The 16,065-nt window shown below is 29.1% G+C and carries 11 protein-coding genes; all 11 read right to left on the bottom strand.

The genetic code is table 11. From position 1 onward, the window contains the following. Window positions 1-19 precede the first annotated feature (19 nt). Complete coding sequence (gene ybeY / locus ACQPUY_RS05185; protein WP_430839942.1) at window positions 20-520, bottom strand: rRNA maturation RNase YbeY; 501 nt, start codon at window positions 518-520, stop codon at window positions 20-22. A 78-nt stretch (window positions 521-598) separates the two neighbouring features. After that, window positions 599-2,656, bottom strand: coding sequence for an HD family phosphohydrolase (locus tag ACQPUY_RS05180; protein WP_430839940.1), 2,058 nt, complete (start codon window positions 2,654-2,656; stop codon window positions 599-601). Window positions 2,657-2,682: 26 nt separating this feature from the next. Then, entirely contained in the window at window positions 2,683-3,822 is a 1,140-nt protein-coding gene (yqfD, locus tag ACQPUY_RS05175; protein WP_430839938.1) for a sporulation protein YqfD, read from the bottom strand. A gap of 1 nt (window position 3,823) precedes the next feature. After that, window positions 3,824-4,102 (bottom strand): sporulation protein YqfC, encoded by a 279-nt coding sequence (gene yqfC / locus ACQPUY_RS05170; RefSeq protein WP_430839936.1) that lies wholly within the window; start codon window positions 4,100-4,102, stop codon window positions 3,824-3,826. 445 nt (window positions 4,103-4,547) lie between these two features. Beyond that, the gene (rpsU, locus tag ACQPUY_RS05165; RefSeq protein WP_003441547.1) at window positions 4,548-4,724 is read right to left on the bottom strand and encodes a 30S ribosomal protein S21; all 177 of its coding nucleotides are present in this window, start codon (window positions 4,722-4,724) and stop codon (window positions 4,548-4,550) included. 119 nt (window positions 4,725-4,843) lie between these two features. Continuing rightward, window positions 4,844-5,188: a histidine triad nucleotide-binding protein gene (locus ACQPUY_RS05160; RefSeq protein WP_430840255.1), complete on the bottom strand. Its 345-nt coding sequence runs from the start codon at window positions 5,186-5,188 to the stop codon at window positions 4,844-4,846. Window positions 5,189-5,346: 158 nt separating this feature from the next. After that, window positions 5,347-6,651, bottom strand: coding sequence for a tRNA (N(6)-L-threonylcarbamoyladenosine(37)-C(2))-methylthiotransferase MtaB (gene mtaB, locus ACQPUY_RS05155; protein ID WP_430839934.1), 1,305 nt, complete (start codon window positions 6,649-6,651; stop codon window positions 5,347-5,349). Beyond that, window positions 6,651-7,406, bottom strand: a complete 756-nt coding sequence (locus ACQPUY_RS05150) for an RsmE family RNA methyltransferase (RefSeq protein WP_430839932.1) — start codon at window positions 7,404-7,406, stop codon at window positions 6,651-6,653. Before ACQPUY_RS05150 ends, mtaB begins: the two co-directional genes overlap by 1 nt. Window positions 7,407-7,424: 18 nt before the next feature. After that, on the bottom strand, window positions 7,425-8,366 hold the full coding sequence (gene prmA / locus ACQPUY_RS05145) for a 50S ribosomal protein L11 methyltransferase (protein WP_430839930.1): 942 nt from the start codon (window positions 8,364-8,366) through the stop codon (window positions 7,425-7,427). A 151-nt stretch (window positions 8,367-8,517) separates the two neighbouring features. Beyond that, entirely contained in the window at window positions 8,518-15,093 is a 6,576-nt protein-coding gene (locus ACQPUY_RS05140) for a glycoside hydrolase family 2 TIM barrel-domain containing protein (RefSeq protein ID WP_430839928.1), read from the bottom strand. A 404-nt stretch (window positions 15,094-15,497) separates the two neighbouring features. Continuing rightward, on the bottom strand, window positions 15,498-15,995 hold the full coding sequence (gene tpx, locus ACQPUY_RS05135) for a thiol peroxidase (protein WP_430839926.1): 498 nt from the start codon (window positions 15,993-15,995) through the stop codon (window positions 15,498-15,500). Window positions 15,996-16,065: the final 70 nt, after the last annotated feature.

Genomic DNA, 16,065 nt, shown 5'->3' with positions numbered 1-16,065 from the left:
ACTTCCCCCAAATATAGTATTATCTTCTAATATCCAATTTATTTAATATTTCCTCTTCTCTCTTTCTCATTTTAAATTTATCTTCTTCAACCATGTGATCATAACCAAGTAAATGTAAAATTGAATGAACAACTAAATAACTAACTTCTCTTTCATAAGAATGACCATACTCTTTACTTTGTTCTAAAGCTTTTTCTAATGATAAAACCATATCTCCAAGTATTAATTCATCTCCATCCTTAAAGGTCTCATCAAAATCAAAATCTAAATACATATCTTTATAAACTTTATCTTCTTCAAAATCAAGCATAGGAAAAGACAATACATCTGTTTCTCTATCTATACTTCTTGTTTCATTGTTTATTTCTCTTATTTCTTCATTATCAACAAATAACAAAGATATTTGATATTCTACATTAACCCCTTCTTCTTTTAATGCAAAATCACAAACCTCTGTAATTTTTTCTATAAATTCATCTGTGACTTCTATTTTATCTTGCCTATTTTCTGTGTATAACATATTTTACTCCTTTATGTTTAAAATTAAAGGGAAAGGTATGATACCCTCCCCTATCAATGCCTTATAAAATTTAATTTTTTACTTTTTTTCAGTTGGATATTCAATTCTATGATGATAAATTCCATCTAAAGTTTTTAAGAAACTCTGTCTTATAACCTCTATATCTTTTAATGTCAAATCACAATCTATTAATTGGTTACTACTTATTTTGTCATTTATTATATTATTAACCATTTGTTCAATTTTAGCCTTAGTAGGCTCAGGTATTGATCTAACAGATGCTTCAACACTATCAGCAAGCATTAATACTCCAGATTCCTTTGTATTAGGAATTGGCCCTGTATATCTAAAATCTTCTTCCTTAATCTCATCTGGATTTTCTGAAGAATTTTTAAGCTTATAATAGAAATACTTAACAAGCGTAGTTCCATGATGTTGTACTATTATATCTTGAATAACCTTCGGTATATTATGCTCCTTTGCCATTTCTATCCCATCCTTAGTATGAGATAAAATAATTAAAGCGCTTAAATTTGGTGTAATTTTATCATGAGGATTTTCTCTTCCTATTTGATTTTCACCAAAGAAGTATGGTCTTTTTGTTTTTCCTATATCATGGTAATAAGCTCCAACCCTAGCTATAACCGGATTTCCTCCTACAGCTTCAGTAGCTGCTTCTGCCAAGTTAGCTACCATCATACTGTGATGATAAGTTCCAGGCGCCTCCATTAAAAGCTTCTTCATAAGAGGCTGATTAGGATTAGATAACTCTAATAACTTTATATTAGTAACTACATCAAATATCGATTCAAAAAATGGAAGTAAACCAACTGCAAGTATACCTGAAAGTAATACAGCAAGTATAGTATATCCAGTTTGAATAAGATTTTCCTTTAAATTATTAGATGAAACCATGCCTATAGTCAATGTTAGTATTGCCAAAATAACAGTTATATATATTGTGGAATATATAATATCATTTCTTTGTTGAACCTTTTTAAGAGCTGTAGAACCTAATACAACACTTAAAATCGATAGTACTATAACCTCAGCATTAAAGCTAACTACTATAGCAACAAATACTAAATTCAATAAGTTTACAACCAATGATATTCGATAATCTATTAATATAGTCATTAACATTGCTCCACATGCTATAGGAATTAAATAAGGAGATACTATATTAAGTCCCATAGAAAGCATAAGACTAATAATATTTATACTGCTAATTAATATAATAAGATTAGTATTTTTAAATATATCTGGTCTTTCTTTAGCTATATATCCATATTGGATAAATAAAATCAAAGTTACTATTATTGCTAATGATATAAATGACATAACATAACTTTTTGTCAAAGCACTACTTAACAATCCAAGCTCATTTAATATTTCTATTTGCCTTTCTGTTACAGGTTCTCCTTCTTTAACTATAATTTGATTTTTCTTTATTATTTCTTTTTGAACGCTTTTTTCAGCTTCCTTTATATTTTCTTCCATCTTTTCAGAATCAATAAAAAGGTTTGGGTTTATTTGTGAGTATACTATATTTTTCAATGTATCTTCTAAATTTCTATCAAGATTATAACTTTCAATTATCTCATCAGCAAAAGTTTTTGCTTTTTGTATTGCTTCATAATCATTTTCACTAATATCATTTTTATAAGCTGCTTCTAGAGCACTTATTATAATATTTTTAGTTTCAGTTACTTTCGTTGTGTCCAATGCTAATAATATATTATACTCATCATCAGTCAATTTAAAAGCATCCACTTTTTTAATCTCTGTTAGCTTATCTTTATCATCTTTATCAGATGCAATTTCTGTCGCAACTTTATTAAACAATTCATTTGTATTATTTAAAGCTTCTGTTTTTACTTCACTTTTAACATAATATTTTTTATCTTCTTTTGCTTTTGCAACTGCTTCATCAATTTTTTGTTGAGTTGCAACTTCATCGATAGTATCTATAGGTGCTTTTATATCTACTGACGCAATATCTCCTACTGACAAATTATATTTCTTCGGTGAAATATTAGTTAATAAAAGTACATACGTAATTATAAGTACTATCAAATATATAAAAATTCTTTTGTATCCTTTACTATCTTTTTTCTTATCTTTCTTTAAAAACAATTTCATCCCCCTTTAACCACATAGTTTTAATAATCTATAGGTTCATTATTTACAATATTTTGTTCAACAATAAAGACTACATTAATTAATATATCCTCTGCTGAATCTTCCTTTGTTGTAATTATTCTATCTACAATTGTTGCTTCCCTAGTTAAATTATTATAAAGAGATTCTTCTAACACTTTTACAGAGTTATTAATTATTTCCTCTTTTGTTAATTCAATTGGAAACTTATTTTTTTCATAATAGTTTATCTTAGTAATTAATTTCCTACTTTCCTCTATTTTATCATAATCTTTAAAGTCTTTTATAGCTTTTTTAATATAAATTTTCTTTCCGAATAAAGTTAAATAAATATCACTATCTTTTTCACCAGTTCTTTTTAATTCAGTTCCATTTACCTTTGCCACCATACTCTTTTCATAAAATGTATTAGCCATAACTACTCCATCTGGTACAACTTCATATGGCTCTTCTTCTTTTCCATTGATACCTTCAATTATTATATCTCCAGCATGTACATATTCTCCGATATGAACCGTTGATCTTCCCGAAAAAGCATAAACCCGACTTACTTCCCCATCCATTTTAGCAACCAGATTTCCATACTTCTCTTCTTTAACCTCAGGAGGATTTACTTTTTCCTCAATAGTTATCTTTAAAGTTGAACCTTCTACTCTTGCCCTAAGCCATAGGATGTCTGAATTCATATTTTCTAATTTTTTCTCTATATCTTTAAAATTTATACTTTTTTTACTTATGCCAGGTTTGATCCCTAATGAATAAAGTTGCTGTCTTATCTCATAAGGTGAAACATTCTGCTTAGTGGTAATTTCTATACTCCAAACAAATGTAGAAAAATATAGTAATAGGATAACAAAAATTCCTCCTCCAATAGTTAAAAAAAACTTACTTTTTAATTTTCCAACAAGAAAAAGTATTCCTTTACTTCCTACTATTTTAATTTTACCATTTAATCTTTTTACTATTTGTATTACATCTTCATAATAATTATAGTCAATAGTTATCTGAATAGTTGCTACGTCTATTCTCTTTACGTTTATAACATGAATATTTTCATTCCATAATATGTTCAAAAATCTCTCTGGTTTCAATATGTTAATCTCAACTACAACTTTTCCACTTTCAAAAACTCCTGACGCCATGCTACACCTCATAAGAAATGGATTTAAATTTTCCACTTATAGTTATAGTAGAATCTCCAATATACAAAATTTCAAAATTTTCTCCTTCAATATCAATAATTTTAACCTTGGTGTTTATCTTAATGATATTTCGATCAAATAATATAATTCCCTTATGATTTTCTATAGTAATTTCATCATTGCCTATAATTGTTATCTTAGGAAGGTTTAGCATCACATCTTTAGGCAAATCAAGCTTCTCAACTAATATTTCTCTGCTTTTTTCCATTTTTCCTTGCATATCTTTCTCTCCTTATACTCTTTCTAATAGTACTTTATGATAAAAATATATAGAAAATTACAGATAGAAAGCAAAAAGCAAAAGGAATAAAAATTCCTTTTGCTTTTATTTATCAGTTAATATTAATCTTATAAAATTGACCTTAATTTGCATAACTAAAAAGTTATAGATGTTATTAACACCAATGATGTAGCCGTTGCTTTAATAATTTTATCTTTCTTATATTAACTGCTGAGGAAGGTACTATAACAAGATTTACTTAATTAAACCTTATTTATTCCCTTAATTCAAGTATAATTACTTTTACACTTTTGATAAATATATAAACTATAGTCCTCAACCTTGATGTATAATAAAATACATTTAGACTTATTGGATAAATATAGCCTCCAATAATAGCTTACTTAATTAATTAAGTTACATTGAAATTTAAATCAAAATTATCCTACTTGAATTTTCTCTTTCTAGCAGCTTCTGATTTTTTCTTTCTCTTCACGCTTGGCTTTTCATAGTGTTCTCTCTTCCTAACTTCTGAAAGAACTCCTGCTCTAGCACATTTTCTTTTGAATCTTCTTAATGCACTTTCAAGTGTTTCGTTTTCTCCAACTTTTATTTCTGACATCTATTATCCCTCCCTCCGCTAGCTCAAATTAATTAATTTAACTCAGCTACGGGCTTAATAACACACGCTATATTATACAATAGGCATCCCTTAAAGTCAACCATTAGATACAAACTTATTTAGCCTGGTGGCCATTTTAAATCTCTTTGCCCTAATACGTGGAAATGCATATGGTCTACTGTTTGGCCCCCATCTTTTCCGCAGTTATTTACTATTCTGTAGCCTGATTCACTAATATTTAGCTCTCTTACTAGTTTATTAATAACTAAGAATATATGTGAAATAATATCTGCATTTTTTTCATTTAATTCATTTACACTTTGAATATGCTCCTTAGGTATTACTAAAAAGTGAACAGGAGCCTCTGGGCTAATATCATAAAAAGCTAATACTCTATCATCTTCATATAACTTCTTACTTGGAATCTCACCATTTACTATTTTACAAAATATACAACTCATAATTTCACCACCCTTCATTATAATTGATAGTTGGTAATTGATAATGAATAATTATTGAAGAAACTCAGTTTACTGAGTTTCTAAATTATATTTTTTCTTATAATTCAGCTACGCTGAATTATCTCCTTAATTATCAATTATGCATTATCAATTATTCATTTTTAAAGTAGTTTTGCTATACCAACTTCATTTTCTGCTTTAGTAATTTCTATATCTACTATTTTACCAGTTACATCAGAACATGCGCAAGGCACCTGTACTTTAATATAATTTCTTGTATAGCCTTCATATATACCTTCTTGGCTCTTTACTTCGGTTTCTATAAGTACATCCATTTCTTTGCCTATAAACTTTTCTATAAACTCTTTTTCATTTCTATTGCTTAATTCAATTAAAAGTTTACTTCTTTTTTCTTTAATACTACCATCTATTTGGTCTCCCATTTCAGCAGCTCTAGTACCTTTTCTAGGACTGTATTTAAATACATGAGTTTTAGTAAGCTTAATTTTTTCTAAGAATTTATAAGTTTCATTAAACTCTTCTTCAGTTTCTCCAGGGAACCCTACTATTACATCTGTAGTAATAGATACATCTGGTAAAGTCTTTCTTAAAAGCTCCACAGAAGCTGCATATTCTTCCGCAGTATATCTTCTATTCATTCTTTTAAGAGTTGTATCACATCCACTTTGTAATGATAAGTGGAAATGAGGACAAAGTTTCTTAAATCCTTTAATCTTTTCTATTACTTCTGGTGTAAAGAAAGCAGGCTCTATAGATCCTATTCTAATTCTTTCTATTCCATCTACTTTCTCTATTTCTTCTATAATATCAATTAATGTTATATTACCTTCTAAGTCTAATCCATATGAAGCAGTATGAATACCAGATAAAATGATTTCCTTAAATCCGTGTTCAGCTAATTTATTAACTTCTTCTATCACCTTTTTAGGATCTTTTGAACATACTGACCCTCTTGAATAAGGTATTATACAGTAAGTGCAAAATCTATTACATCCATCTTGAATCTTTAAAAAAGCTCTAGTTTTATCTTGATACTCTTCTATATTTAACTCTTCAAATTTTTTATTCTTAAGTACACCTTCAACATGAACTTGTGATTTTCCTTCTTCCCTTGCCTTATTCACATAGTAAACTACATCGCCCTTGTTTCTTGTCCCTAAAACTACATCAACACCTGGAATCTCAGAAACTTCTTTTGGAGCAATTTGTGAATAACATCCAACAACTGCAATTACAGCATTTTCATTTAATCTTCTTGCTCTACTTATGATTTGTCTTGACTTCTTGTCTCCCATATTGGTTACAGTACATGTATTGATTACATATACATCAGCTTCTTCATTAGCCTCTACAACTTCATAGCCTTCTCTTATAAATTTTTCAGCCATGGCTTCTGATTCATATACGTTAACTCTACATCCAAGAGTAGAAAATGCAACCTTCATTATTTATTTCCTCCTAAATCTCCAAGCTCATATTGAACTAATGAAGTAGCAACAAAACCTGCTGTTTCTGTTCTAAGGATTCTACTTCCTAAAGTCACTATATAAGCACCATTTTCTTTTAGTTTATTTATTTCACTTAATTCAAATCCACCTTCAGGACCAACTAATATCCCAACAGTTTTAATTTTTGATGTATCAATATTTTCATCATTAAATAATGTTTTTATACCAAAATTTTCTGCATTTTCATAAGGAACTATAACTAGATCTAAAGCTTTCATATTGGTTAATGCATCTTCAAAAGAAATAGGCTCAGATACCGTAGGTATAATAGTTCTTTTACTTTGCTTTGCAGCTTCTAAAGCTATTCTATTTAATCTATCTAGCTTTTTAAATTCACCCTTTAACTTTATATCTACTCTTTCAGTTAAAGTAGGTATAAATTCAGTTATACCTAGCTCTGTTCCTTTTTGAACTATTAGATCCATTTTTTGAGACTTTGGCAACCCTTGGAATAAATATATTTTAACTTCACTTTCATTATTTATCTCAAGCTTTTCTTCTATATCAACAATTACTTCTTGCTTTGTAATAGTTCTTATATTTGCTAAAAACTCTTCTCCACAACAATTATTTAAGACTATTTTATCCCCTTCATTTAGCCTTAATACTTTATATAAGTGTTTTACATCATCACCTAAAATCTTTGCTTGCTTATCTACAAAATTTTCTTTAGGAGTAAAAAATTTATGCATCTAACAATCTCCTTAAAACTATTTTAATTTGGCAACTATGCAGTTCCATTCCCCGTCTTTATTTATTTCAACTACTTCAAACCCTACTTCTTGAAGCTTATTAGTAACCATATCTACCCTATCATGAATAATCCCAGAAGTTATAAAGTATCCATCTTCCTTTAATACTCTTTTCACATCTTCTGTTAATATACAAATTACTTCTGCAATAATATTTGCAACTACAATATCTGCTTTTCCATCTATTACTTCTACTAAGTTACCATATAGTATTTGTATATTGTCTAAATTATTAAATCCTACATTTTCTTTTGCAGATTCAACAGCAACTGGATCTAAATCTACTCCAACAGCCATCTTTGCTCCTAATTTTGCTGCTGCGATTGCAAGTATACCCGAACCACATCCAACATCAAAAACAGTACTATCTTCTTTAACATACTTATCTAAAGCTTGAATACACATTCTTGTTGTTTCATGAGTTCCTGTACCAAAAGCCATTCCTGGATCTAATTCTAGTACTAATTCATTTCCCTTTGGTTCATATTCTTCCCATATAGGCTTTACTACTATTCTATCACCAATTTTAGTAGGCTTATAATACTTTTTCCAATTATTTGCCCAATCTTCTTCGTACATTTTTTCGCTTTCAACCTTGTAAGCTCCTGTATCTATACCTATGTCTTTAAGTTCTTTCATCTTATCATTAACATATTTTAATACTTCTTCTATATTATCTTCTTCTGAAAAATAAGCCTTTACTACAGCTACTTCTCCTTTATGTTCTAATACATTTATATCTGCAAAATCCCAAGTTAGTGGACCTTGCTCTCTTTCTAATATGTCATTTGGATCTTCTATTGCAACTCCTTTACAATCTAATCCATAAAAAATTCCTGAAACTGGCTCTAGAGCTTCACTTTTAGTTATAACTCTAACTTCTATCCATGTTCCTTCCATTAAAATCAGTCCTTTCAAAGATATTTGACTAATTTATTATTTTACACTTATGTTAAGTTTCTGTCTATATTTAAAGACAAAAAGATTTAAGTTATTGTGATTTTACAGCTTATATAAAAAGAAGAAGCCCAAAAGCTTCTTCTTTTTATTTTTAATTATCAGATTTTACTTTCTTTTTCTTGTAAACAAAAATACTTCCAACTATAATAGCTATTACACCTATCAATACCACGTACACAGAATTCGTACCTCCAGTATTAGGAAGATCACTTCCATTTACAGTTCCATTATTATTATCATTATTTTCATCATTACTCACATTGTTATTGCTTTCATTACCATTATTACTTCCATCATTATCGCCATTATTACCTCCGCTATTATTATCACCATTTTCATTATTATTTTCTTCATCACTCTTTATTACTAATTCTTTTATGGCTGTTTCAAGATTTTCTAAAGCTTTATCTATTTCCTTTTGTTCAGCCTCTTCATTAGCAACAATATTTTTAGCATTAACTAAAGCTTCCATCATTTTTTTCCAAGTATTATTAGTATAATTTTCTTCCTTTAATGCTTCAGCTTCTTCTATTTTTTTATTTAAATCACTCTTATCTCCCTTAAGAACTAATTTGCTTATGCCGAGGTTTATATTAGATTGTAATTCATCTACTATTGATTGTTCTATATTTTGATCAACTATTATCTCTTCTGCTTTATCTATTAAATTTATTAATGCTTCAGAACTTTCCTTAGTATAAATATTTAAATCTAATTGCTTTACCTTATCTAATATATCCATAAGTTTTTCTTTATTAGCTTTTATAGATACCTTGGAAACTGCTTCTATAAGAACCTTAGTTATTCTATCAACCTCTTCTTGTTTAGCATCATCTTTATCCATTATTAATTGTGCTTCATTAACTAAAGCTTCTAACCCCTCAATAGTAATAGGTTTATAGTTTTCAACATTATTAAGCACTTTATTTACAGTATCTAAAACAGCTTCTAATGATGTCTTATTTGCTTTAAATACTAAATTTATAATAGATGCGCCAAGATTATCATAAGCATTTTTTATATCATCTTCTGTAGCATCACCATTGTCTGCAACCAACTTAGAGTTGTTTAATGATACTATAAAGATTTCCCATGATGATTTTGTATATTTATCCTCATATTGTATCAAAGCTTCAGCTGTCTCTATAAGTTTTAATAATGCTGAATTATCAGCCCTATCTACTAAGTTAATAATAGCTTCAAGTAGTTCTTTAACCATATTATTAACTTCCTCTTGATTAGCCTCTGAATTATTTACAATATCCTCTGCCTTTTTAATTGCTTCATTTAATTTTTCTAACGATGAAGGAGTAAAGTTCTCTTCAGATTCTGCTTTATTTTTTGCGATTTCAATAGTTTCTTTTAATGCTTCTTTATCAACAGCATATTCTAATTTAGCTGATGCTAGCACTAATTCATTAAAAGCTTCATCTACTTCACTTTGTTTTGCATACTTATTTTCAATTACAGATTTCGCCTTTTCAAGAGCTTCAGTAAAGTTATTCCAACTTTCTTCAGTGTAATTATCATTTTTCTTATCTTTTAAACTATTATACAAATTAGTTAATAGTGACTTATTAGCCTCATCTTCATCCATTCCTGGAACAACTAGATCTTTCATGTCTAGCCACATAACAACAGAGCTATCTTCTGGGTTAACTGCATATTTATTTTCATCATTTATAAATGCATCTCTTTGAGCAATTACTTCTGCTTCTGATAATGCCTTAGAGTAAACCCTTGCACTTCCAAACTCATAATCACTAGTTCTATTTGTTTCTGGACAATATCCTAACCATAATGATTGGTTATTTTGATAAACTCCACCACTTGCTGTAACAGTAGCTCTTCCAAGTAATTTTCCATCAACATATAATGATAATAAATTTTCATCATAACTTCCTACTATTTGGTGCCAATTTTCTATCCAATTTTCAGGAATATCTACTACCGCTTCCTTCGTATACCATTTATTATCTGTAGCTTTAATAAATATATCAAAGGATATTTTACTTGAACTTACATATCTAGTCCTTAATCCAAAGCTACTATCCCCTTTACCCATTATCATGTTATAATCCTTACTAATACTAGTTGGATTTATCCAAACTTCTGTAGTAAACGGTTGCTTTCCTTTAAATACTTGATTAAATATATCCTCTCCATCAGTACCTTTATTGTTAGTAATTTCTAACTTTCCAGTCATTTTATTTCCTGTAATACTATCTGTATATAATTTAGCACTATTCATAATAAGTGGATTTATTTCATTTACACTCTTATCCTCTATATATGCAGTATCTGAACCCTTAATTTTTTCTATATCTTCTAAAGCTTTTATTAGCTTATTATAAAGATCCTCACCAACTTTTTCTTTTTGCTCATCTGTTAAACTATCATATTTAAATTTAATTGCCATTACTTCATCATATTGACTATATGAATATACAACTAATTTCTTAATTGCTTCTATTACATCAATTTCATTAAATCCATCAATATTTCTCCAAGGTTTACTTAATTCCATAGGTGATTCATCAGTTGTATATGGTATTACTGTATATTCATAATTATACACTTTATCATTATTCACCCTATATTCAGGTAATGTATCAGGTCCACAACTTTTATTTCCATTACCTTGAGATTTATAATCTATTGATAGAATAGTTTCTTTTCTAGGAGAACCCAATTCATAAGGATGTGTTGCATTTGTTAAATCATCTGCTGTAAAATGTAATGCACTTGCTTCTAGTAAATCTTTACTTGCAACTAATACTGCATTACTACTATTATCATTTTCTACACTAATCCATTTAACTCCTGTTAGATTTCCTGTATCTTGAGTCTTTAAGAATGGATAGAAGAAATCTGAAACTGTATTTTCATATAAGCCAACAGTTGCAAATGTATTTCTATCTTGGTAGGATTCTACAGGTCCATCCCCATACCATGTTACATTCTCATAATTTTCTGGTAAAACCATTGTAGAACCAACCTTTAAATATCTTCCCATGCTTGTATTAGTAGCGTCTACAGTTAGATTAACAGTTATTTCTCCTGTTCCATTTATAGTATATATAATTTTTTCTGTAGCGCCCTTTGCATTGTTTAAAACTAAGTCGCTAGTAATTATTGTTCGTCCATCTTCTCCCTTTTCTACACTAATATCATTTGCAGTAATATTTTTATTAGCACTTCTCCAATTTGAATCATAATTTCCGTTATCATTACTTATAGGTGCCCTCCAAAAATTAGGAGTAGGTCCTTCTTCAATTAAAACTTCTCCATTATAAATATAATTACTCATTAATCCAGTTGTCTTATCTATTTTAAAAGAAAAGTTTTCGCCAGATACTAAAATTTCAGTTTCATCATTATTAATATTAATGTTTTCACTTGAAATAGCTGAAGCTACATTTTGAATATTAGAAGGTACTTTAAACTGCTCATATGATATTTCATGACCAGCATCAGCCCATAAAGTATCATTTTTTAGTCTTACTGATATATTCAAATAATATTCTGCTCCTGCCTTAATTTCTGATGGCATGTTATAAGGTATCTCAATTGTTTTTGTTGCTTTAGGTTCAACATCTATATTCGAAAGTGTACCATCATCAACTACAACTCCATCTTGAATCAATTGCCATACAAGGTCATATTCATTTAAGTTATTAAAATTATTCTCATTATAAACTTTAATCTTTTTCGTAGCTATTTCATTTTCACTTGCACTAAACCAAAAACTTTGATATTGATATTTCACTTCATAAAGTTCTGGTTGAATAGTTCTATCAGCAGATATTAATCCATTATTAGAAAAATCTCCATCATTAGGAGAATCTCCCCAGTCCCCACCATATCCATAGAATTTGCCATCAGCCTCTTCATTATAGAAAGTTTGTTTAGCCTCTGATGATGCATAGTAATCCCAAATTCCTTCCGAATTTTCTTCTATATTATCTGAATAATCTATCCATAATAATACTTTTGAAGAATCAGATTTTATTGCTGGTTCAAAATTATATTGAGATTTTATCTCTTCTGCTGTTAATGCTTCACTATATATACGAGCCATAGAAATCTCTCCATCAAAACTTCTACTACGTACAGTATCATAACCAACTGATACAGGATCATTAGTGGAGTCTATTGATACATCTTGTATTTGAGATGCTACCTCTACCCCATCAATATATATCTTTAATGTAGTTCCATCATATGTTCCCACAACTTGATGCCAATTTCCAACCCAATTCTCTGGGAATTCAGCAGTACAAACCTTCCAACTTCCATTGCTAACAACAAAAAACTCTAATCCATTTCCTGAACTTTGTGTTTTTAAAGCAACTTGATTGTCTCCTTTAGAAAGCAAAACACTATTCATACTTTCAGATGCAGGTTTTACTATTGCTTCAAATGTAAATGAAGCATTATCTCCTGATAGTTCACTATTATATAAATTAGAATCAGTAGGATTCATTATAGTATATCCATCATATGCTTTTCCTGTAATTGATGCCTCATCAGCTTCTGATACAGTACCATCCCCATAAACTGTACCTACGACCTTATTGCTGCTTTTATCCATTATTTTATATTGTTGTGGCAAGGTAGCTAAACGTGATTGGTCTACCCAATCCCATACAAAAGCTCCTATCATATTCTCAGAACTTCTTATAGCATCCCAATATTCTTTTAAATTTCCAACTGCATTTCCCATAGCATGTGAATATTCACAAAGAACATATGGCATGTTAGATTTATTACTTGAACTAGAAGCCTTAGACCATGTAGTATCTACTGATGGATACATATTACTATCTGTATCTACTCCGCCATTCCACCCTAATCCTTCACTATGAACAGGTCTTGTATTATCACGATCCTTAAAATACCACACCATTTCGGGATACAAATTATTTGCTCCATTTTTACTGTATGACATTTCATTTCCAATTGACCACATAACTATTGATGTTTGATTTTTTAAAGTTTGAAATGATGTGTTAGTTCTATCCATAGTAAGTGGCTTTAAATACTTTCCTATAGCATCTTGATTATTCATAAGGCTATGACTTTCAGCATTAGTCTCACCCATCATATATAATCCATATTTGTCACATAAATAATATAAGTATTCATCATTTCCATAATGTGATGTACGAATTGCATTAATATTGTATTGCTTCATTAATTCTACATCTTTTTCTAAAACATCCCTAGGTACATGCTTACCATATACAGGATCAGTATCATGCCGATTTGTTCCCTTCATTAATAACGGTTGCCCATTAATTGTTATAGTTTGGTAAGTCTCAGTAGTTTGGTTATAATTAGTTCTGTTATCAACAGTACTACTTGTGAATGTAATCTCTCTAAACCCTATTTGTTGAGATATACTTTCTAAATGATTTCCTTCAGCATCATTTAATGTCATTACTAATGTATAAAGATTAGGAGTTTCAGCAGACCATAGCTTTGGTGCCTCAACAATTTTTTCTCCTTTTATTTCTATACTGTTATTTGACTTAATATTTTCTACTGGTATAACCATTTCATTATTATCGAAAATATTTGTTCCGCTTTCATCAAATAATTTTACATCAACTGTATAATTTGATATGTCTTTCAAAGAAAAATTATTAACCTTTAATGATATGTCTAGATCTGAATTTATAAAACTTTCATCTAGGTCTGTTACCACTGAATAATCAACTATATGAGTATTAGGAGTAGATCTAAGATATACATCTCTAAATATCCCACCGTCATAAATCATATCTTGATCTTCCATCCATGTTCCATCACAAAATTTGTGAACCTTTACAGCTAAAGTGTTATTTTCTCCCTTTGGATTTAAATACTCAGTAATATCAAATTCATGAGGTCTATAACTATCCTCACTATATCCTACTTCTTTACCATTCACATATACGTAATAAGCAGACTCAACTCCTTGAAATGATATATATACCTTTCCATCTTCTTGTATCATATTCTCATCTACAACAAAATTTTTACGATAAAGCCCAACCGGATTATAATTTACAGGTGCTTGAGGTACTTGTACATTCGAATCATATTTGCTTTGCCAAGGCATCTGAACATTGGTATATATTGAAAAATCAAAGCCATAGCTTGTCCAACTTGCAGGTAATTGCACATTTTTCCATCCATCATCATTATTAAGAATATAATCCTCATTCATAAAGCCATCATCTAAAAACTTCTGTGCTTCTTGTGCATTTTGTACAACTGTTAGATCCCAATTATTATTATCTCCCGTTAATAATTGATAATAATTTGATCTTTCTTTTTCATAATTTAAAGCTCCTAGCCTAGCTGATTCAATATCTTGATATGCAACAGTAGAAGTAGTTGCCTCTTCTCTATTTATTCCAAAAACATCTACAGCTCTAACAGAATTTCCATTTACATCTATATAATCTATTCCCATATACTCTTTATGGGTAAATTTTTTTTCATCTGGAGTAAGTTTTTGCTCTGCTTGTTCTAATTCCGGCCATTTTTCTCCCTTCCATGCCCCTATCTCCTTATTTATTGTTTCACTAACTGCATAAACTGGTAATGATTCACCTACAATTGATGCAATTAAAGTTACTAAAATACTCAGAGATATTATTTTCTTTTTTCCTCTCATATTTTACCTCCCCTAATATTTAGTAGCTACCTTAATAAAATACTTAAGTAAACGTTTAATAAAGCTTCATCATGTCTTATTCACTAAATTAACTTATTAAAATAACTCTAAAATAATTATAATTCTTTTTGGTAGTTTTTTACATATGATTTTGTTAAGTGAATCTTCAATTTTATTAACCAAACATTTAATTTTATTAAAATTATTTAGATTTAATATATTTATATAAAAATAAAAAAGTCCTTCTATATAATTTTGCTTGCTCCAAGTCATCGCAAAATTAATAGAAACACTTCAGAACTAAAGGAAGGAAATTATAAAAAGTTATTCATAGGATAACATCTCTATAATTTCCTAAAGAGTTAAAAAAAGCATTTGGTGAACCAAATGCTTTTTTATTAAAATTATTTAGCTGACTTTGCAGCTTCTAAAATCTTGTCATAACTTGGTTGATTTGTTATTTCATCTAAGTACTCAACAAAAGTTACATTATCATTTGAATCAACTACAAATGATGCTCTTGTTAATAATCCAAGTTCCTTTGCATATGTTCCTGTAGCTTGTGAAAAGCTTCTATCCTTATAATCTGAAAGTGTTTTAACTTTTTCAACACCTTCTAATGCACACCATCTACTTTGAGCAAAAGGTAAATCCATTGAAATTGTATAACAAGTTACTCCATCTAATGCATCAATTTTTTCATTAAATGTCTTTACTTCCATATCACAAACAGGTGTATCTATTGATGGTACTGTTAAGAATACTCTAACTCCTTTTGTATCCTTTTCTGTAAACTCTCCTAAGTCATTAGTTGAAACTTTAAAACTTGGTAGTTTATCTCCCACTGATAATGTATTTCCTTCTAAAGTAATTGGTGAACCTTGAAATTTTACCATTTTCATTTTATTTTCCTCCTAAATTAGTTTTTCATTTTATATTTTCCAAAATAACCATATTTTATTTACTTTTATT

Source organism: Clostridium nigeriense (assembly GCF_050585245.1).
In the GTDB taxonomy this organism is placed as follows: domain Bacteria; phylum Bacillota; class Clostridia; order Clostridiales; family Clostridiaceae; genus Clostridium; species Clostridium nigeriense_A.
This window is presented reverse-complemented; position numbering and strand designations above follow the sequence as displayed.

What these genes read in the sequence shown, in the direction of transcription:
- ybeY (WP_430839942.1), bottom strand. Translation starts at nt 520, where the DNA reads ATGTTATACACAGAAAATAGGCAAGATAAAATAGAAGTCACAGATGAA.
- yqfD (WP_430839938.1), bottom strand. Translation starts at nt 3,822, where the DNA reads ATGGCGTCAGGAGTTTTTGAAAGTGGAAAAGTTGTAGTTGAGATTAAC.
- yqfC (WP_430839936.1), bottom strand. Translation starts at nt 4,102, where the DNA reads ATGCAAGGAAAAATGGAAAAAAGCAGAGAAATATTAGTTGAGAAGCTT.
- rpsU (WP_003441547.1), bottom strand. Translation starts at nt 4,724, where the DNA reads ATGTCAGAAATAAAAGTTGGAGAAAACGAAACACTTGAAAGTGCATTA.
- mtaB (WP_430839934.1), bottom strand. Translation starts at nt 6,651, where the DNA reads ATGAAGGTTGCATTTTCTACTCTTGGATGTAGAGTTAACGTATATGAA.
- ACQPUY_RS05150 (WP_430839932.1), bottom strand. Translation starts at nt 7,406, where the DNA reads ATGCATAAATTTTTTACTCCTAAAGAAAATTTTGTAGATAAGCAAGCA.
- prmA (WP_430839930.1), bottom strand. Translation starts at nt 8,366, where the DNA reads ATGGAAGGAACATGGATAGAAGTTAGAGTTATAACTAAAAGTGAAGCT.
- ACQPUY_RS05140 (WP_430839928.1), bottom strand. Translation starts at nt 15,093, where the DNA reads ATGAGAGGAAAAAAGAAAATAATATCTCTGAGTATTTTAGTAACTTTA.
- tpx (WP_430839926.1), bottom strand. Translation starts at nt 15,995, where the DNA reads ATGAAAATGGTAAAATTTCAAGGTTCACCAATTACTTTAGAAGGAAAT.